Raw genomic sequence first — 17934 nt, 5'->3', positions numbered from 1 at the left:
CTGTGAAAATACAGCCCAAGCAGCAAAAGTGTTGATCTGACACGGACAAACATGCCGGTTGACATTAAATTTGCAGGTTGAGGTTAAAACCGCTGGTAACGCCTGAGGTATGAAAGCCTTCCGGTTTATAAAGGGGCATTCCGGCAAACACGTCGTAGCTGAACCGCCCCCAGAACGCGCCGCTCAGCCCCAGGGCGCCGCCCGCCAGCTGGCGTCCGGCCAACTTGTGGGCAGCCGGCCCGCCGACACGTCCGAAGTCCACTGCCCAGTAAAGCTCGTGACCGCGCGACATCACATTCCAGGCCAGTTGATTACGCCAAAGCAGGCCTTTTTCACCTGCTAGCATTTGCTCGCCGTCAAACCCGCGCACGGTATAACGCCCGGCAATGGCCATGCGGTCTTGCGGCGTCAGTGGATACTTGCTCCACTGACCGCGCAGGCTGGTGTAATAGCGCCAGGGCTGCGCAACACAGGCGAATGGATAATTCAGGCTGATATCCCCCACGGCGAAGCCCGTGCGGGCGCTGCCGCGGTCAGTGGCCTCTTCGGGCGCCGACCGGGCGCCAAACGCCCCCGTCCCCCGACGCCAGTTAATGTTTGCATCCAGCGTGGCCTTGCCGAGATAGCTGCGCTGGTTAAGTCCCAGTTCCCAGGCAGCGGTACGGCGATGCTGAGTATCCATATCTTGACCGTTCACGGCATTGGTGGAATGCCGACGATGGGCACGCACGTTGAGAGTGGTTTTATGCGACTGATTGCGAAACAGCAGCCGGGACACCGTCAACTGCATGTTCTCGCTCTTGCCGCTGTAGGTCAGTAGCTGGTTGGCGTTGGCGATATTCTGATGATAGGTGTAATCGTTGTAGTTGGCGGAAAACCCCCAGTACCCGATTGGAATTGCATAATTAAGGGTACGGGAGCGGTTACCAAACGGCCCGCGCTGAAACACATCACTGCCCATATTGATATAAAACAGATCGTTATGAGCTAAAGGCGCGTCAATCGCCAGGGTCGCGGATCTCAGATAACGGCCGGTGCTTTTGGCGCCGCTGTCATCCAGCCCTAAACTGAGACGAATCGGGCGGCCTTCTTTCCAGCTCACGACGAGATCGCTGGTGGCCTCTTGCTCGCCGGGCATAATCTTGATATCGACCGCAACGCTGGGCGCCCGTTTCAAGTTCTCCAGCGCCTGCTCGATATCGCGCAGATTAAGAAGGTCGCCTGATGCCGCCGGCATGGCATTCCATAATCTGGCGCGCCAGGAAACCGGCCCATCAAAGCGGATGCTGCCAATGCGTCCGGGCTGAAGCGTCAGCGTCAGCACGCCTGTCGTCAGATCTTGCTCCCGGGCCATCACGCGGGTGGTGACATAGCCTTTTTTCAGGATGGCATTCTGGACTTTATTGATGACCAGCGTTATCCCCTGACTCCCCAGGCAGCGGCCTTTGGCGTCGCCGGCGGCTTCCAGCGCCCACTGGAAATTGCTGGCGGAATCGCCATCCAATTGAAGAGTATTAATAGTAAAACAGGGATGTTCATCGACAGGATAATCAGGCAGAGTTATGCCGGGACGGTCAAGGTGGATGTCTGAAACAGGGGCATTTTGCTTTTGTAACGCGCGCGCACGTTCCTGCTGTCTAAACTGTTCCTGGGCGTCAATAGCCGACGCGCTTTGTGCGGCCCCCCCAGAAAAGGGGCCGGCAATCAGCGGAGCAGAGATGAAGATGGACAGCAAAAGAAATGCCCATCTGGTTAGCAGCGGTATACTGCCGGCGTAATCATGGCCCATCCATGGCTCCTTATTCAATGTCAATCAATGGACATCTTGTCCATTACTCAAATATCGCAGGACAATGGTTCTCACCCGATAAAGTGAGTCATTTGCATCAAGATATAACGCAGGGTGAATATCCGTTTTGAGATAGTGGCATTATGCGTATGAGCCCAGAAAAAAATCAATTCAAAATCGGCAACATTGTTAAACCATTATTAAACCTTGAGTTGAAGCAAGCCACTGATGGGGAGTTATAATTTCACGGGCTAAGCTATATATCGCCGAAAAGTCGGCCTGATGAAAGAAAAGTGAAATTATTAATCTATTCCGCGGAAAATAATAAAACAACCACCAAAGATCCAGCATGAATAATATATATGACAAGGCTGACTGATGAGGTTGATATTCATTAAGTTCATCAGCGAAATACTGGTAAGCGCAAAGGACGCCAGTAATTGAGAAATAGTGTCAGATCAGTGATGAGCCCCGCAATATTTTTTGTTCTTTTATTATGCGAACTATTTTCCTCCCGCAAGATCAAGGAAACTGCCTGTGACATAGGAAGCCTCATCAGACAATAACCATGCGATAGCCTGAGCCACTTCTTCTGGCTGGCCGCCGCGTTGCATCGGCAAATTACCTTTAACACGATCCACCCGTTTTGGCTCGCCGCCATCGGCGTGCATTTCGGTGTAAATAAAGCCGGGGCGCACGGCGTTAACGCGAATTCCCTGGGCCGCGACCTCCAGGGACAGGCCAATGGTTAACGTATCAATGGCGCCTTTCGAAGCGGCATAATCCACATATTCATGGGGTGAACCGAGCCGTGATGCCGCCGAGGATACGTTAACGATGGCTCCCCCCTGGCCGCCATGGCGATGCGCCATCCGTTTAACCGCTTCCCGGGCGCAGATAAAGCTGCCGCTGACATTGGTGGCAAACAGGGTGGCTAGCCGTGTTGCATCCAACTGTTCGATAGAGGCTTGAGGCATCAGCATTGCCGCGTTATTGACCAACCCGGTAATGGGGCCAAGCTGTTTATCTATTTGCCTGAACAGTTCCACCACCTGTTCTTCCTGGGCGATATCTACCTGAACCGCAATGGCATTCCCGCCGCCATGGCGAATGTCATCGATAACCGCTTGCGCACTGGCTTCACGGGTATGATAGCCAATACAAACCTGGTGTCCTTTGCTGGCGAGGCATAATGCCGTAGCCCGGCCGATGCCGCGATCGCCGCCGGTTATCAGGGTAATTTTATTTTTCATATGCTGTGTATCCGGTCGTAAGTGGAGCGTCACGATAGCGTTTCCGCGCCAAGGGGGGTGCCCGGTCAGGTAAGCACTCAACATTTATCAGACTGAACGGCTGAAAGCAATGGGCAGTAAACAGCCAATGTGGCCCTGATGGCGATGGCTCAGCCGTCAATATTAAAATGTTATGTGATAGCGTCTGGCTGAGATCGGGGTATTGATGTCACGCTTCCGGCGGGGAAAACGATTGCTATCGCGCTTTAAAAAAGTTTTCTCTCATTGAGTCCGACACCACAATGAAGAAATCCGCCCTGATGACGGATTTTGATAACGTGGCACGTATCTTTATCCTGCCATCTCCACTTCTATTATAAACTTTATCACTTCGGCGATACATATCCAGCACGGCGCTTTCAGTTCATCGGCAAGATAGCTCACCACGTCGAACAGCAACCCTGTGAGGATGTGCTCTATTTTAACGGTGGTAAACAAACAACCTGAATTCTCGACCGCTGTCTCTATTTCTTTATGAAATGTCGTCATTCTGTATGCTATATTTAGCAATATAAACTTTAGTGTATCACAGAGTATACAAAATGAGGGTATTCCGGGTAGAGCAGGCATTGAAGAAACTGGGCCGCGATATACAGGATGCGCGCAAACGCCGCCGCATAAGTACCTCGCTGATGGCTGAGCGAATCGGTATCACCCGCGCCACGCTCAGCAGGCTTGAGGCCGGCGATGCAAAAGTGTCAATGGGGAGTTATGCAATAGCGCTGTATGTGTTTGGTAAGTTGGATCAGTTGGAAAACATCATAGACCGGACTCAGGATCCACTCGGGCTGGATTTGATGGATGATGAGTTGCCCGTCCGTATCCGCACACGGAGAACAGAATGAAGAGCATTAACGTCACCATTGACTGGCAAGATAACGCGCGACTTGTCGGCCAACTGGACGTGTATGTCGCCAGAGGCACGGAACGTTATCAATTTACCTATGCGGCAGACTGGGCCAGGAACGGATTCGCCATTGATCCGGCGCTGGAGCTTATCCCCAGAACACCTTATGTAGATAATAAGCTGTGGGGCGCATTCCAGGCTATTTCCCCTGATAGATGGGGGCGCCTAGTCCAGACCAGGGTCAACAACCGCCATCTGTCCGAGTGCGATTTTCTTCTTGGCGTCAGCGATTATATGAGAATGGGGGCGTTACGCCTCAGCGATGCCGCACAGCCAGACGTTTTTTTAGCGGATAACCATGACGTGCCAAAACTGGTCAATTTGCGGGAACTGGAAGCCGCCGTTCACCGCTTTGAAGCCGGGCGGGAAAGCGCGTCAGATCTGGCTATGATTGCGCAACCCGGTTCTTCTCTGGGGGGCGCTCATCCCAAAGCCTCGGTGGAAGACAAGCATAAGCTGTGGCTGGCGAAGTTTCAAAGCAATACCGACACAGAACGCGTATCACTCTGGGAAGCCACCATGCTGGGTCTCGCAAGAAAAGCGGGTATTCGCACCGCACATCACCGGGTTTTGAATGCCGGTGGTGACAGACCAGTGCTTCTGGTGGAGCGTTTTGACCGCCTGGACGGTAAACGCATCCCCTTTATTTCCGCCATGACGTTACTGGAACGTAACGAAAATAATAAAGAAGGCGCCAGCTATATTGAAATTGCGGATGCTCTCACCCATTACTCATCGCGACCCGGGGCAGACCGGCTGGAACTGTTTAGCCGTATGATCTTTAATGCCATGACGGGCAACATTGATGACCATCTGCGTAATCATGGTTTTTTACGCGAACCACAAGGTTGGCGGCTTTCTCCAGCTTACGATATCAATCCGACAACGGAACATTTTGCGCGCCGTAATCATAACTTGTCATTCGATGGTGAGCGCTCCAAACCCTCTCTGGACACCTGTCTGGCGCTAGCTGAATTTTTCGATGCTGGGAAAGCTGAAGTTAACGCAGCGTTGACCAAGATTGCCCAAGCAGTTTCACAATGGCGAAATATAGCGAAAGGCAATGGTCTGCGAGGCGAGGAAATTATGCGAATGGAAAGGTCGTTTGAACATGACGATACAGAGCGATTGTTGCGTTATTTGCCCTCACGGTGACAGTATTGAACGTCCCAGGCGCTTTTGTATGCCGCTATTTCTAGCCTTTCCCTGTGCAATCTAAGTCCTGGCCTAGGGCTCCGGACTTTTTCTACAATATTAACACGCGGTAAGGGCGTGTTCCTTTATTCAGGATATTCCGCTTTCCCCCGCCCTCTCCACCTCCGCGATAAATTTCACCCCATGGGCGGTACGTATCCAGCGCGGCGCTCTCAACTCATCGGCAAAATAACTGACCAGTTCAAACAGCAATCCGGTGAGGGTGTGCTCCATTTCCGCTAATAGCGCCCGGTCCATCAGAATTCGCGCCAGCGCCTGGCAATATTCGCAAAGTAGCTCGGCGTCAGGTTCAAAGCGGGGCGAGGTCACCGGGAAATCATCCACGGTCAGGCTTACAATCAAGTGAGGCGGGATCGGGTCGTTCAGCGTGGGTTGCAATCGGGCAAGGCATTCGGCAAGCCGTGCGCTAAGCGCCTGCCGGCGTGTGGTATCGCTACTTTCACGCAGGGTTTCAGCGAACTGTTCGCAATGCCCGGCGAGCACGGTGTAATCCGTGGTTGAACGGAAGGGGACAGAAAGTCATGCATGAGTTTGGGTTGGGATCGTAGCCATAAGGCAGCCGCCACTAAGTGATATTCATAAACCACCACTGAATTACCTGAATTACGTAATTTCAGGGTGAGCTGAATTCACGACATCAAAATACGCATAAGCGTCAAATGCCGCCACTAGGTTTTGTATCAGGGAGACCAATCCCAGCGCCTGATTTGCAGGCGCAAAAGCACGATATAATGGCGGGCGACTATCCGCCATGCCTTTCGCCGTGAGTATCATTATCGTCTAGGTCCGTCTCGAAATTGAACGCTATATTGCACGTTATTACGTTTAATGAATCATGGGTTATACATTATTCATAGCCTGCCGCATCGGCGCAGATTGCGATCGTAACGTATAAAGATTATCCCAATGGGATCAGCGTCCTGTCTACGGTGTCGGGCCGTTGTCGGCAATCTCACGCGCTGAAAAAAAAAGCCCCGCGCATCAGCGCGGGGCCTTGTGAAATATCAGCGACTGTCGCCGGTGGAAGAATCAGCCGGCAACCGCAATGCGCTTCATATCTTTCATATACCCGCGCAGGGTGGCGCCGATAATTTCAATCGGATGGTGGCGGATGGCTTCGTTGACATCGCGCAGCTGCGCATTGTCAATCTCGGCGGCAGGCGCGGCCTTGCCGATATCGCCCGGCTGCAGGCTGTCCATAAAGTTGGCTTTCAGCAGCGGCACGGCGGCGTTGGCGAACAGGTAGTTGCCGTATTCGGCGGTATCGGAAATCACCACATTCATTTCATACAGGCGCTTGCGCGCCACGGTATTGGCGATCAGCGGCAGCTCATGCAGCGATTCGTAGTAAGCCGATTCGGCGATGATACCGGAGCGGGTCATGGTTTCAAACGCCAGCTCCACGCCGGCCTTGGCCATGGCTATCATCAGCACGCCGTGGTCGAAATATTCCTGCTCGCTGATTTTGCCTTCAAACTGAGGGGCGTTTTCAAACGCCGAGGCGCCGGTCTCTTCGCGCCAGGTCAGCAATTTCACGTCGTCATTAGCCCAGTCTTCCATCATGCCGCTGGAGAAGGCGCCGGTGATGATGTCGTCCATATGTTTTTCGAACAAGGGCTGCATCAGGGCTTTTAACTGCTCGGACAAGGCAAAGGCGCGCAGCTTGGCGCTATTGGACAAACGGTCCATCATCAGCGTAATGCCGCCTTGCTTAAGCGCTTCGGTGGTGGTTTCCCAGCCGAACTGCACCAGTTTCCCGGCGTAGGCCGGGTCGATGCCGTCCGCGACCATTTTATCGAAGCACAGCAGCGAGCCGGCCTGCAGCATGCCGCACAGGATGGTCTGTTCGCCCATCAGGTCGGATTTTACCTCGGCGACAAACGATGACGCCAGGACGCCGGCGCGATGGCCGCCGGTAGCGGCCGCCCAGGCCTTGGCCAGCGCCATGCCTTCACCCTGCGGGTCGTTTTCCGGATGTACCGCAATCAGGGTCGGCACGCCGAAACCGCGTTTGTACTCTTCGCGCACTTCGGTGCCGGGGCATTTGGGCGCCACCATGATAACAGTGATGTCTTTACGGATTTGCTCGCCCACCTCGACGATGTTAAACCCATGGGAGTAGCCCAGCGCTGCGCCTTTTTTCATCAGCGGCTGCACGGCCTGCACCACGACCGAATGCTGTTTGTCCGGCGTCAGGTTGACCACCAGATCGGCCTGCGGGATCAGTTCTTCATAGGTACCGACCTTAAAGCCGTTTTCGGTGGCCTTGCGCCAGGACGGGCGCTTCTCGTCAATGGCCGCCTTGCGCAACGCGTAGGAAATATCAAGTCCGGAATCACGCATGTTCAGGCCCTGGTTCAGCCCCTGCGCCCCGCAGCCGATAATGACCACTTTTTTACCTTTCAGGTAGCCCGCTTCATCGGCGAATTCATCCCGGGCCATAAAGCGGCATTTACCCAGCTGCTCCAGCTGCTGGCGCAGGTTCAGGGTGTTAAAATAGTTAGCCATGGTGCTACTCCGTAATAGGGTATGGTACTTCTGGTATAAGGGTTCCCGCCGGACGGGAATAGGATGTTTGCCACTATAAAGCAGGAATCGTGTTGCTTAAATTGATATATTAACAATCTGATATTGCATATTGTGCAACGTGCGCGCTGCGCATGGAAAAAGCGGTTTAAAGGTGCTGCCCCTATGGATCTGCGCGATCTTAAATTGTTCCTTCACCTCGCGGAAAGCCGCCATTTCGGCCGCACCGCGAAAGCGACCCACGTTAGCCCGTCGACGCTGTCGCGCCAGATCCAGCGTCTGGAGGAAGACGTGGGACGGGTCTTGTTCCTGCGCGACAACCGCACGGTACAGCTTACCGACGCCGGCGAGCAGTTGAAGATTTTTGCCCAGCAGACGCTGCTGCAGTACCAGCAGCTGTCCCATCGCCTGGGCCAGCACGGTCCGTCGCTTAGCGGCGAGCTGCGGCTGTTCTGCTCGGTTACCGCCGCCTATAGCCATCTGCCGCCGATCCTCGACCATTTCCGCGCCCGGCATCCGTTGGTGGAAATAAAACTGACCACCGGCGACCCCGCCGACGCCGTGGAAAAAGTGCAGTCCGGCGACGCCGATTTAGGCATTGCCGGCCATCCCGAAATCCTGCCGGCCAGCATTGATTTTACCCCGATCGGCGCAATACCGATGATCCTGATAGCCCCGGCCCTGCCCTGCCCGGTACGCGCGCAGGCGCTGGTCGCCACGCCGGACTGGTCGCATATCCCCTTTATCTTACCGGAGCACGGTCCGGCGCGCCGCCGTATCGATCACTGGTTCCGCGCCAACCGCCTCGCCAATCCGCAGATTTACGCCACCGTCGCCGGGCACGAGGCCATTGTTTCCATGGTGGCGCTCGGCTGCGGCATTGCGCTGATCCCCTCGGTAGTAGTAGACAACAGCCCCGAACCGGTGCGCAACCGCGTGCAGATTGTCGAGCACGGTACGCCGGTAGAACCGCTGGAATTAGGGGTATGCGTACAGCGCAAACGCTTGCAGGAACCGTTGATTGAAGCGTTCTGGCAACTGCTGGAACGTTAAGGGGCAACGCAGCCAGGGTGCAATGACCTGGTTAATGGCGGCGAAGCGCCATTGCTGAATTTTTTTCGACGGTCGCGCCCTTCCGGCAGGAGCCGCTTAAGATCGTTGCGCTATAGCGGCCCGGAACGCCGGGACGGGACGCTACCCATCCCGGCGCCGGGAAGCATGCCCGTTATCCTGGTTGCCGGCCAGGCCGGGATGCCCGGTTATCCTTGCAGAAAGAAGCGGAAAGCTGGATTTTGGGTTTCGTCGTGGCATTCATAACCCAGCGCGGACAGGTGGCGGTCAAACTCCGGCTCCTGCTCGCCCAGCTCGAAACCCGCCATGACGCGACCGTAATCGGTGCCGTGGCTGCGGTAATGGAACAGCGAAATATTCCAGTGGGTGCCCAGAGTATGCAAAAACTTCAGCAAGGCCCCCGGCGATTCCGGGAATTCAAAACTATAGAGCCGTTCGCGCAGCGGTTTCGACGGGCGTCCGCCCACCATATAACGCACGTGCAGCTTGGCCATCTCGTCGTCGGACAGATCCACCACCTGGTAGCCGCCGGCGGTCAGCTCGCTTAAGATCTCATCGCGCTCCACGCGTCCCCGGGTCAGGCGCACGCCGACAAAAATGCAGGCGTTATCCGCGTCGGCGTAGCGATAGTTAAACTCGGTTACCGCGCGGCCGCCCAGCAGCTGGCAAAATTTCAGGAAACTGCCCTTCTGCTCGGGAATGGTCACCGCCATCAGCGCTTCGCGCTGCTCGCCAAGCTCGCAGCGCTCGGAAACATAACGCAGGCCGTGGAAATTGACGTTGGCGCCGGACAGCACATGGGCCAACCGTTCGCCCCGGATATTATGCTGCTGAATATATTTTTTCATGCCCGCCAGCGCCAGCGCGCCCGCGGGTTCCGCTATCGCCCGCACGTCCTCGAACAGATCCTTGATTGCCGCGCAGATGGCGTCGCTGTCCACGGTAATCACGTCATCCAGGTACTCGCGGCATAAGCGGAACGTTTCGTCGCCGATACGCCTGACCGCCACGCCTTCGGCGAACATACCGACCCGGGGGAGGTCCACCGGTTCGCCGGCCTTGAGCGCCGCGCACAGGCAGGCGGATTCCTCGGCCTCCACGCCGATCACCTGAATCTGCGGCATCAGGTGCTTGATCAGCACCGCTACGCCCGCGGCCAGGCCGCCGCCGCCCACCGGTACAAAAATCCGGTCCAGATGCGCGTCCTGCTGCAGCAGTTCCATCGCCAGCGTACCCTGGCCGGCGATCACCGCCGGATGGTCGAACGGCGGCACGAAGGTGTAATTACACTCGCGCGCCAGCTCGATCGCCTTGGCCTTGGCTTCGTCGAAATTGGCGCCGTACAGGAAGGCTTCGCCGCCGAAACTGCGCACGGCGTCCACCTTGATATCCGCCGTGGCAACCGGCATCACGATCAGCGACTTGATGCCAAGCCTGGTCGCGGAGAGCGCCACGCCCTGGGCATGATTGCCCGCCGAGGCGGTCACCACGCCATGGGCTTTTTGCTCTTCATTGAGGCCGGAAATCATCGCATAGGCGCCGCGCAGCTTAAAGCTGTGCACCGGCTGCCGGTCTTCCCGCTTTACCAGGACGGTATTGTCCAGGCGCGCGGAGAGTTTTTCCATGACTTGCAACGGGGTGACCTGGGCCACCTCGTATACCGGCGAACGCAGCGTGGCGCGCAGGTATTCCGCCGCGCAGGGCGCGGCGGGCAACGGTAGGGAGTCGGCCATGACCGTTAGCCTCCCAGCTTGCTTTTATCGCGCACTGCGCCCTTATCGGCGCTGGTGGCGAGCAAGGCGTAGGCCCGCAGGGCAAAGGACACCTGACGCTGGCGATCCACCGGTTTCCAGGCGTCCGCGCCGCGTGCCGTCTGTCTTTCCCGCCGGGCGGCCAGTTCGCTGTCCGCCACGGCCAGCGCGATGCTGCGCTCATGGATGTTGATGTCGATAATATCGCCGTCCTGTACCAGTCCGATCAGGCCGCCGCTGGCGGCTTCAGGCGAAACATGGCCGATGGACAGGCCGGAGGTGCCGCCGGAAAAACGGCCGTCGGTAATCAGCGCGCACTGCTTGCCCAACCCCATGGATTTCAGGTAGGTGGTGGGATACAGCATTTCCTGCATGCCCGGCCCGCCTTTGGGTCCTTCGTAACGGATGACCACCACGTCGCCGGCCACCACTTTGCCGCCCAGGATGGCCTCGGTGGCGGCTTCCTGGCTTTCATACACTTTAGCCGGGCCGCTGAAGATCAGGCTGCCCTTATCCACGCCGGCGGTTTTGACGATACAGCCGTCTTCGGCGATATTGCCGTACAGCGTCGCCAGCCCGCCGTCCTGGCTATAGGCGAACTCGCGGGAGCGGATACAGCCCTCCTGACGGTCGGTATCCAGGGACGGCCAGCGGCAGTCCTGCGAGAACGCCTTGGTGGTGCGGATGCCGGCAGGGCCGGCGGAATACATGCTTTTCACTTCCGCGTCTTCGGTCAGCATCACATCATACTGTTGCAGCGTTTCCGGCAGCGTCAGCCCGAGGATATTGCCGACCTCGCGGTTCAGCAGGCCCGCGCGGTCCAGTTCGCCCAGGATGCCCCAGACGCCGCCGGCGCGGTGGACGTCTTCCATATGGTATTTCTGCGTGCTTGGCGCCACCTTGCACAAATGCGGCACCCGGCGCGATAAACGGTCGATATCGGCCATGGTGAAATCCACGTCCCCTTCCTGCGCCGCCGCCAGCAGATGCAGTACGGTATTGGTGGAGCCGCCCATGGCGATATCCAGCGTCATGGCGTTTTCAAACGACGCTTTACAGGCAATGCTGCGCGGCAGCGCGCTTTCATCATCCTGTTCATAATAGCGCTTGGTCAGTTCGACGATGCGCTTGCCGGCATTGAGAAACAGCTGACGCCGGTCGGCATGGGTGGCAAGCAGCGAACCATTGCCAGGCTGGGACAGGCCCAGGGCTTCGGTCAGGCAGTTCATGGAGTTGGCGGTAAACATGCCGGAACAGGAGCCGCAGGTGGGACAGGCGGAACGTTCGATCTGGTTGCTGTCGGCATCGGACACGTTCGGATTGGCGCCCTGGATCATAGCGTCAATCAAATCGAGCTTGATAATTTTATCGGACAGCTTGGTCTTGCCGGCTTCCATCGGGCCGCCGGAGACAAATATCACCGGGATATTCAGGCGCAGCGCCGCCATCAGCATCCCCGGGGTGATTTTATCGCAGTTGGAAATACAGACCATGGCGTCGGCGCAGTGGGCGTTGACCATATACTCCACCGAATCGGCAATCAGCTCGCGCGACGGCAGGGAATACAGCATGCCGCCGTGACCCATGGCGATGCCGTCGTCCACCGCGATGGTATTGAATTCTTTCGCCACGCCGCCGGAGGCTTCAATCTGCTCGGCAACCAGTTTACCCAAATCGCGCAGGTGCACATGGCCCGGCACAAATTGGGTAAAGGAGTTGACCACGGCGATAATCGGCTTGTCGAAATCATCGTCGGTCATGCCGGTGGCGCGCCATAAGGCACGGGCGCCGGCCATATTGCGGCCGTGGGTGGTGGTAGCGGAACGATACTTTGGCATGCTCAATACTCCAGTTAATCTTTTGGCAGGCGGTTAACCCGCCTGCTGTTAAAAACCTATAGTTTTAGTTATTGACCGGGTCCAGCCAGCCCCATTTGTCTTCGGTCTCGCCGGTGAACAGGCCGAAAAACGCCTGCTGCAGCTGTTTGGTCACCGGACCGCAGCGGCCGATGCCCACCTGAATGCCGTCAACGCTGCGCACCGGGGTGATTTCCGCCGCGGTGCCGGACATAAACACTTCGTCGGCCAGATAAAGCGATTCACGGGAAAGCACCTGCTCGCGCACTTCGAGACCGCGATCTTTCGCCAGTTTGATGATGGCGTCGCGGGTAATGCCCGGCAGGGCGGAAGAGGTGAACGGCGGCGTAAACAGGATGCCTTCCTTCACTTCAAACAGGTTTTCCCCCGCGCCTTCGGAAACATAACCGTGGACATCCAGCGCGATGCCTTCCTGATAGCCGTGGCGGCGGGCTTCGCTGCCCACCAGCATGGAAGAAAGATAGTTGCCGCCGGCCTTGGCCGCGGTCGGGATGGTATTGGCCGCCACGCGGTTCCATGACGACACCATGGCGTCGATGCCCTGATCCAGCGCGTCTTCACCCAGATAGGCGCCCCAGGGGAACGCGGCGATAATCACATCGGTGGTATAACCGGCCGGCGGGTTAACGCCCATGCCCACGTCGCCGACAAACACCAGCGGACGGATATAGGCGCTGACCAGCTTATTCTTGCGCAGCACTGAACGGCAGGCTTCCATCAGGTCATCAACACTGTGGCTTACCGGCATACGGTAGATCTTGGCCGAATCATGCAGGCGTTGCATATGTTCACGATGGCGGAACACCACCGGCCCTTTATGCGAGTCGTAGCAACGGACACCTTCGAAGACTGACGATCCATAATGCAGCGCATGGGACATCACATGGACCTTGGCCTCCGCCCATGGAACCATCTCGCCGTTGAACCAAATAAAATCAGCTTTCTTCGTCGTCATTTTCTTTTCCTTACTCGTGCCTTAGGCGCGTATTTGTTGTGATGTCAATTGCTGGATCTCGACACAGGCGACATCCATAAGTTTACTTAATTGTGAAGACAGTAAATCGACCGGGCGAATGCTTGCAACCGTCAATTGAATATTTATACATTCCGGATTGATCTGCGGCGTCATATTTAATGCGCAAACCCGGAATCCGCGGTGGCGCACCACGCGCAGGACGCGTTCCAGGATTTCCGGACGGGAACGCGCCTCGATGGAAAGCTGATGTTGCATCATGATAATTTCTCCAGCATGGTTTCATTGCCGGCGCCGGGCGGCACCAGTGGCCAGACATTTTCGTTTTCGTCGATGGAGACATGCAGCAGGTAGGGGCCCTGGTGGGAAAACATGGCGTCAAAGGCGGCATCGATCTGGTCTTTTCGGGTAATTCGTTGGCCGGGGATATCAAACGCGCTGGCCAGGATGAGAAAATCGGGGTTATCTGTCAGGGTGGTCTCGCTATAGCGTCCGTCGAAAAACAGTTGTTGCCACTGTCGGACCATGCCTAATCGCTGATTGTCGATCAAGACGATTTTCAGCGGCAGCCGTTTTCGCTTGATGGTGGTCAATTCCTGGACATTCATCATAAACGAGCCGTCGCCGGAGACACAGACCACGGTGTCATCGGGACGCGCCACCTGGGCGCCGACCGCGGCCGGCACGCCGAAACCCATGGTGCCCAGGCCGCTGGAGGTGATGAAGTTCTCCGGACGGGTGAAGCTCATATGCTGGGCGGCCCACATCTGGTGCTGTCCGACGTCGGTGGTGATCACGGTATTATCCGGTACCCGCCGGGAAAGCGCGTTCAGCAATGCCGGCGCGTAAATAGCCTCGCCCGGATGATCGTAACGCCAGCGGTATTCCGATTTCAGCGCCTGGGTTTCACGACGCCAATCGTCAATCGACAGCGCCTGCGCCAGGGCGGGAAACAGCTGGTTTAAATCACCCTGCAACGCCACGTGGGGCTGACGCAGTTTACCCAGTTCCGCCGGGTCGATATCCAGATGGATCACTTTGGCGTGGGGCGCAAAGGAATTCAGCCGGCCGGTAACCCGGTCGTCAAAACGGGCGCCGACCGCCATAAGTAAATCGCAGGACTGCACCGCCAGGTTGGCCGCCTGGTTGCCGTGCATGCCCAGCATGCCCAGGTAACAGGGATCTTCACGGTCAGGCGCGCCCAGGCCTTTCAGGGTCGCCACGCTCGGGATGCCGGTGCGATGAATGAAATCACGCAAGGCCGGCACCGCGCGCGCCATGCCGACGCCGCCGCCCACATACAGCATGGGTTTGCGCGCCAGGCGCAGCAGGTCGCGGGCCGCCGCCACGTCCCCCTGGACGGCCCCGTCCTGACTGTCCATGGCGACCAGATGCGGGCTGAGTTCGCCGGTGGCCAGCTGGATATCCTTGGGGATATCGATCAATACCGGCCCCGGACGCCCGCTGGTGGCGACGGCGAAGGCCTCGGCCATGATGGCCGGCAGTTCGTCCAGGCTTTCCACCAGGAAACTGTGTTTGGTGCAGGCCAGGGACAGCCCGAGCACGTCGATTTCCTGGAACGCGTCGGTGCCGATAAGCGCCGAGCCGACCTGGCCGGTAATGGCCACCAGCGGCACGGAGTCCAGCAGGGCATCAGCCAGGCCGGTGATGAGATTGGTCGCCCCGGGGCCGGAGGTGGCGATACAGACGCCGACTTTACCGGTAGCTCGCGCATAGCCAATCGCCGCCATGGCCGCTCCCTGTTCATGTCGGCATAGGAGATGTTCCACCCCGCCGTCAAAGAGCGCATCGTATACCGGCATGATGGCGCCGCCGGGATAACCGAAAACCATATCCACACCCTGTGCGCGCAACGCTGACACTACCCACTGAGCACCGTTCATAGTTAGTTCCCCGCCTGTCTGCGCTGGGAACAGGATTTTATGCTGTTAATCATTTTTCTGTTCCTTATTCATAATATATCTTGGTGGCCATAAAAAAGTGCCAAAAAAAAACCCCCGTCCTTTCGGTGCGGGGGTTTTCTTGAGATTTAAGCTTGTTTAATAAGCTTTTCTTCGTCCAAGTGCAGCCCCGCACGGTGGGATAATAATCACCACCACGCTAATCACGACTAGGCTTATCACTTGGACAAAGGCTTTCATAAATAGGGTTTCATCACTTCTGGTCGAATGAATACCTACAGAGTTATCACAGTAAATGGGGTTATGACAATCTTTTTTATTATTTTCGCTGGGATCGCGCGGCGGCGAAAATTCTAAATAGACCGTTTTTCAATAATTTGATGAGTCATGAATATTTTTCATCTTCGGCGGCATTCTCCCCCGCCACGCTCTCTTCTCTGCACAGGATTAACCTTGGGGCGCCGCCGCGCACGGCTGCGAAGCACGGCAAACGCCGAAATTTTTTTACGGGCCGTTCCGCAGGGCGGGAGCCTGCCCCTGGGCTGCAGGCGCAAAGCGGGCATGATAAGGGCCGATGCCGTCATCGCGGGTGCGGCATCCAGGATGGTGATGGAGGATGGGCATGTCCCTTGCGTTAATTTATACCCGGGCGTCGATCGGCGTCCAGGCGCCGTTGATTTCAGTGGAGGCCCATATCAGCAAAGGTCTGCCCGGCTTTACCCTGGTGGGGTTGCCTGACGCGACGATAAAAGGGGCGCGCGATCGGGTACGCAGCGCGCTGCTGAACAACGGTTTCGATTTTCCCGCCCGGCGGATAACCGTCAGCCTGGCGCCGGCCGATCTGCCCAAGGAAGGCGGGCGCTATGATTTGCCTATTGCGCTGGCGATCCTGGCCGCGTCGGAACAAATTGCCGCCGATAAGCTCGCTTGCCATGAATTTCTCGGCGAACTGGCGCTGTCCGGCGAACTGCGGCCGGTGCAGGGCGCCATTCCGGCGGCGCTGGCGGCACAACAGGCCGGGCGGCGTCTGATCCTGTCTAGCCATAACAGCGGCGAGGCGGCCCTGATACCGGATAGCCGCGTGCTGGTCGCCGGGCATCTGCGCGATGTATGCGCCTTCCTGCAGGGCGGCGCCGAACTCAATGCCGTGCCGGGCCAGGACCCGACGCCGCCGGCATACGACGGCGCCGATCTCAGCGACATCACCGGCCAGCCGCAGGCCAAACGCGCCCTGGAAATCGCCGCCGCCGGCGGGCATAACCTGCTGCTTATCGGTCCGCCGGGCACCGGCAAGACCATGCTGGCCAGCCGGCTGCCGGGGTTGATGCCCCCCTTAAGCGATGCGGAGGCCGTAGAGACCGCCGCGCTGATCAGTCTGATGAGCGCCGGGGCCGCCCGCCGGCATTGGCGCCAAAGACCGTTTCGCGCCCCGCATCACAGCGCCTCGATGGCGGCCCTGGTCGGCGGCGGTTCCCTACCCCGGCCCGGCGAGATATCCCTGGCCCATAACGGGGTGTTATTCCTGGATGAGCTGCCGGAGTTCCAGCGCCGGGTGCTGGACGCGCTGCGCGAACCGCTGGAAGCGGGTGAAATCGTTATCTCCCGCGCCCAGGCCAAGGTACAATACCCGGCGCGTTTCCAACTGGTGGGCGCCATGAACCCCAGTCCGTCCGGCGATTACCAGGGCGTCCACGGCCGCAGCGGCCTCGCGCAGACCCTGCGTTACCTGAACCGGTTATCCGGCCCCTTCCTGGATCGTTTTGACCTGTCCATCGAGGTGCCGCTGCTGCCGCCGGGAATGCTGCGCCGGCAGAACCCGGCGGGCGAGACCAGCGCGATGGTGCGCGCCAGGGTGCAAGCGGCGCGCGACATCCAGCTGCGGCGCGGCCGGAAAATCAATGCGTATCTCAATAACCAGGAAGTTGCATTATATTGCCGGCTTGCTGAAGAGGACGCGGTTTTCCTGGAAGAGGTGATGGAAACGCTGGGTTTGTCGGTACGCGCCTGGCACCGGACGCTCAAGGTTGCCCGAACGCTGGCGGATTTGGCGGGCGCGGCCGAAATACAGCGCGATCATCTGGCGGAGGCCGTCAGCTATCGCACCATTGATCGTCTGCTGCAACAGCTTTGGCGGCACATGGAATAACATGGGGCCGCAGCCCCATGCCGGGATTAATCTTCGCTGTCGGTATAGTCTTCCACCACGTCCATCTGCGGCTTGCCGCCGGATAAGGTATGGAAGCGCTTGGGACGACGAATGTGCTCGATATACTTGAACCACACTTTTTCGTGCTCGGTGGAAGGCTCGCGCTGACCCTGGCATACCGCGACAAATTGCGTCTCTTCATCGGTAACCGGTTCGCGCTTGCCGCTGTCCAGATCGTTGTAGGCATGCCCATAGCGCTCCAGCAGCTGGGCTTCCCGAATGGTGAAATGACCATGCCGGGAAAAGCCACGCGGGTAATTTTTGTTATCAAAATAACGATTGGTACTAGAAAAGCTGTCCGCCATCTTAAGCGCTCCCCATCCTTTCATAAGCCGTACTGTTTATGGCGCGGAGTATTAGATAGGCTTGACTTTCTGTAAAACAAAACATTTAAATCGTTACGAT

15 protein-coding genes and 1 pseudogene are annotated in these 17934 nt (G+C 57.5%); 4 read left to right on the top strand and 12 right to left on the bottom strand.

The window, feature by feature from the left end:
* Window positions 1–64 precede the first annotated feature (64 nt).
* The 3 genes from ACL2XG_RS17705 to ACL2XG_RS17695 all read right to left on the bottom strand — a co-directional run bounded on the left by ACL2XG_RS17705 (window position 65) and on the right by ACL2XG_RS17695 (window position 3570).
* Window positions 65–1789: a ShlB/FhaC/HecB family hemolysin secretion/activation protein gene (locus ACL2XG_RS17705; RefSeq protein WP_413721632.1), complete on the bottom strand. Its 1725-nt coding sequence runs from the start codon at window positions 1787–1789 to the stop codon at window positions 65–67.
* Window positions 1790–2292: 503 nt separating this feature from the next.
* Window positions 2293–3042, bottom strand: a complete 750-nt coding sequence (locus tag ACL2XG_RS17700; RefSeq protein ID WP_410013126.1) for an SDR family oxidoreductase — start codon at window positions 3040–3042, stop codon at window positions 2293–2295.
* A 330-nt stretch (window positions 3043–3372) separates the two neighbouring features.
* Window positions 3373–3570, bottom strand: coding sequence for a hypothetical protein (locus ACL2XG_RS17695; protein WP_410013125.1), 198 nt, complete (start codon window positions 3568–3570; stop codon window positions 3373–3375).
* 80 nt (window positions 3571–3650) lie between these two features.
* Between ACL2XG_RS17695 and ACL2XG_RS17690 the strand changes: the two genes are divergently transcribed.
* Entirely contained in the window at window positions 3651–3926 is a 276-nt protein-coding gene (locus tag ACL2XG_RS17690; RefSeq protein WP_413721633.1) for a helix-turn-helix transcriptional regulator, read from the top strand.
* On the top strand, window positions 3923–5143 hold the full coding sequence (locus ACL2XG_RS17685) for a type II toxin-antitoxin system HipA family toxin (RefSeq protein WP_413721634.1): 1221 nt from the start codon (window positions 3923–3925) through the stop codon (window positions 5141–5143). The genes ACL2XG_RS17690 and ACL2XG_RS17685 overlap by 4 nt, the downstream gene beginning before the upstream one ends.
* A 129-nt stretch (window positions 5144–5272) precedes the next feature.
* On the opposite strand, the pseudogene ACL2XG_RS17680 reads toward ACL2XG_RS17685, so the two are convergent.
* Both ACL2XG_RS17680 and ilvC read right to left on the bottom strand, forming a co-directional pair.
* Window positions 5273–5755 (bottom strand): annotated as a pseudogene (locus ACL2XG_RS17680) (hypothetical protein).
* Between the two features lie 477 nt (window positions 5756–6232).
* Window positions 6233–7711 carry a ketol-acid reductoisomerase gene (ilvC, locus tag ACL2XG_RS17675; protein ID WP_410013120.1) on the bottom strand — a complete coding sequence of 493 codons (1479 nt, stop codon included), beginning with the start codon at window positions 7709–7711 and terminating at the stop codon, window positions 6233–6235.
* Between the two features lie 183 nt (window positions 7712–7894).
* Here ilvC and ilvY point away from each other — a divergent pair, with 183 nt between their 5' ends.
* Window positions 7895–8782: an HTH-type transcriptional activator IlvY gene (gene ilvY, locus ACL2XG_RS17670; RefSeq protein WP_410013119.1), complete on the top strand. Its 888-nt coding sequence runs from the start codon at window positions 7895–7897 to the stop codon at window positions 8780–8782.
* Window positions 8783–8988: 206 nt separating this feature from the next.
* Here ilvY and ilvA read toward each other — a convergent pair whose 3' ends face one another.
* From ilvA to ilvL, 6 genes are all read right to left on the bottom strand, one after another.
* A complete protein-coding gene (gene ilvA, locus ACL2XG_RS17665; RefSeq protein ID WP_410013118.1) occupies window positions 8989–10533 on the bottom strand; it encodes a threonine ammonia-lyase, biosynthetic in 1545 nt (514 codons plus the stop codon).
* Between the two features lie 5 nt (window positions 10534–10538).
* The gene (ilvD, locus tag ACL2XG_RS17660; RefSeq protein WP_410013117.1) at window positions 10539–12389 is read right to left on the bottom strand and encodes a dihydroxy-acid dehydratase; all 1851 of its coding nucleotides are present in this window, start codon (window positions 12387–12389) and stop codon (window positions 10539–10541) included.
* Window positions 12390–12453: 64 nt separating this feature from the next.
* Window positions 12454–13383, bottom strand: a complete 930-nt coding sequence (gene ilvE / locus ACL2XG_RS17655) for a branched-chain-amino-acid transaminase (RefSeq protein WP_410013116.1) — start codon at window positions 13381–13383, stop codon at window positions 12454–12456.
* A 21-nt stretch (window positions 13384–13404) separates the two neighbouring features.
* The gene (gene ilvM, locus ACL2XG_RS17650) at window positions 13405–13662 is read right to left on the bottom strand and encodes an acetolactate synthase 2 small subunit (RefSeq protein ID WP_410013115.1); all 258 of its coding nucleotides are present in this window, start codon (window positions 13660–13662) and stop codon (window positions 13405–13407) included.
* Window positions 13659–15305, bottom strand: a complete 1647-nt coding sequence (gene ilvG / locus ACL2XG_RS17645) for an acetolactate synthase 2 catalytic subunit (protein ID WP_410013114.1) — start codon at window positions 15303–15305, stop codon at window positions 13659–13661. The genes ilvM and ilvG overlap by 4 nt, the downstream gene beginning before the upstream one ends.
* Window positions 15306–15461: 156 nt before the next feature.
* Window positions 15462–15563 (bottom strand): ilv operon leader peptide, encoded by a 102-nt coding sequence (gene ilvL / locus ACL2XG_RS17640; RefSeq protein WP_162367070.1) that lies wholly within the window; start codon window positions 15561–15563, stop codon window positions 15462–15464.
* A 382-nt stretch (window positions 15564–15945) separates the two neighbouring features.
* On the opposite strand from ilvL, the gene ACL2XG_RS17635 reads away from it, so the two are divergent.
* The gene (locus ACL2XG_RS17635; protein ID WP_413721635.1) at window positions 15946–17469 is read left to right on the top strand and encodes a YifB family Mg chelatase-like AAA ATPase; all 1524 of its coding nucleotides are present in this window, start codon (window positions 15946–15948) and stop codon (window positions 17467–17469) included.
* A 26-nt stretch (window positions 17470–17495) separates the two neighbouring features.
* On the opposite strand, the gene ACL2XG_RS17630 is transcribed toward ACL2XG_RS17635, so the two are convergent.
* On the bottom strand, window positions 17496–17834 hold the full coding sequence (locus ACL2XG_RS17630) for a DUF413 domain-containing protein (RefSeq protein WP_410013112.1): 339 nt from the start codon (window positions 17832–17834) through the stop codon (window positions 17496–17498).
* Window positions 17835–17934 lie beyond the last annotated feature (100 nt).

Origin of the sequence: Sodalis sp. RH24, from assembly GCF_047324145.1 — a bacterium.
Lineage (GTDB): Bacteria > Pseudomonadota > Gammaproteobacteria > Enterobacterales > Enterobacteriaceae > Acerihabitans.
The sequence above is the reverse complement of the archived record's forward strand: the minus strand, read 5'-3'. Positions and strand labels throughout refer to the sequence as shown.

Coding starts and splice junctions, on each gene's coding strand:
- ilvC (WP_410013120.1), bottom strand. CDS start 7,711: ATGGCTAACTATTTTAACACCCTGAACCTGCGCCAGCAGCTGGAGCAG.
- ilvD (WP_410013117.1), bottom strand. CDS start 12,389: ATGCCAAAGTATCGTTCCGCTACCACCACCCACGGCCGCAATATGGCC.
- ilvM (WP_410013115.1), bottom strand. CDS start 13,662: ATGATGCAACATCAGCTTTCCATCGAGGCGCGTTCCCGTCCGGAAATC.
- ilvG (WP_410013114.1), bottom strand. CDS start 15,305: ATGAACGGTGCTCAGTGGGTAGTGTCAGCGTTGCGCGCACAGGGTGTG.
- ACL2XG_RS17630 (WP_410013112.1), bottom strand. CDS start 17,834: ATGGCGGACAGCTTTTCTAGTACCAATCGTTATTTTGATAACAAAAAT.
- ilvE (WP_410013116.1), bottom strand. CDS start 13,383: ATGACGACGAAGAAAGCTGATTTTATTTGGTTCAACGGCGAGATGGTT.
- ACL2XG_RS17705 (WP_413721632.1), bottom strand. CDS start 1,789: ATGGGCCATGATTACGCCGGCAGTATACCGCTGCTAACCAGATGGGCA.
- ilvY (WP_410013119.1), top strand. CDS start 7,895: ATGGATCTGCGCGATCTTAAATTGTTCCTTCACCTCGCGGAAAGCCGC.
- ilvA (WP_410013118.1), bottom strand. CDS start 10,533: ATGGCCGACTCCCTACCGTTGCCCGCCGCGCCCTGCGCGGCGGAATAC.
- ACL2XG_RS17695 (WP_410013125.1), bottom strand. CDS start 3,570: ATGACGACATTTCATAAAGAAATAGAGACAGCGGTCGAGAATTCAGGT.
- ACL2XG_RS17700 (WP_410013126.1), bottom strand. CDS start 3,042: ATGAAAAATAAAATTACCCTGATAACCGGCGGCGATCGCGGCATCGGC.
- ACL2XG_RS17635 (WP_413721635.1), top strand. CDS start 15,946: ATGTCCCTTGCGTTAATTTATACCCGGGCGTCGATCGGCGTCCAGGCG.
- ACL2XG_RS17685 (WP_413721634.1), top strand. CDS start 3,923: ATGAAGAGCATTAACGTCACCATTGACTGGCAAGATAACGCGCGACTT.
- ilvL (WP_162367070.1), bottom strand. CDS start 15,563: ATGAAAGCCTTTGTCCAAGTGATAAGCCTAGTCGTGATTAGCGTGGTG.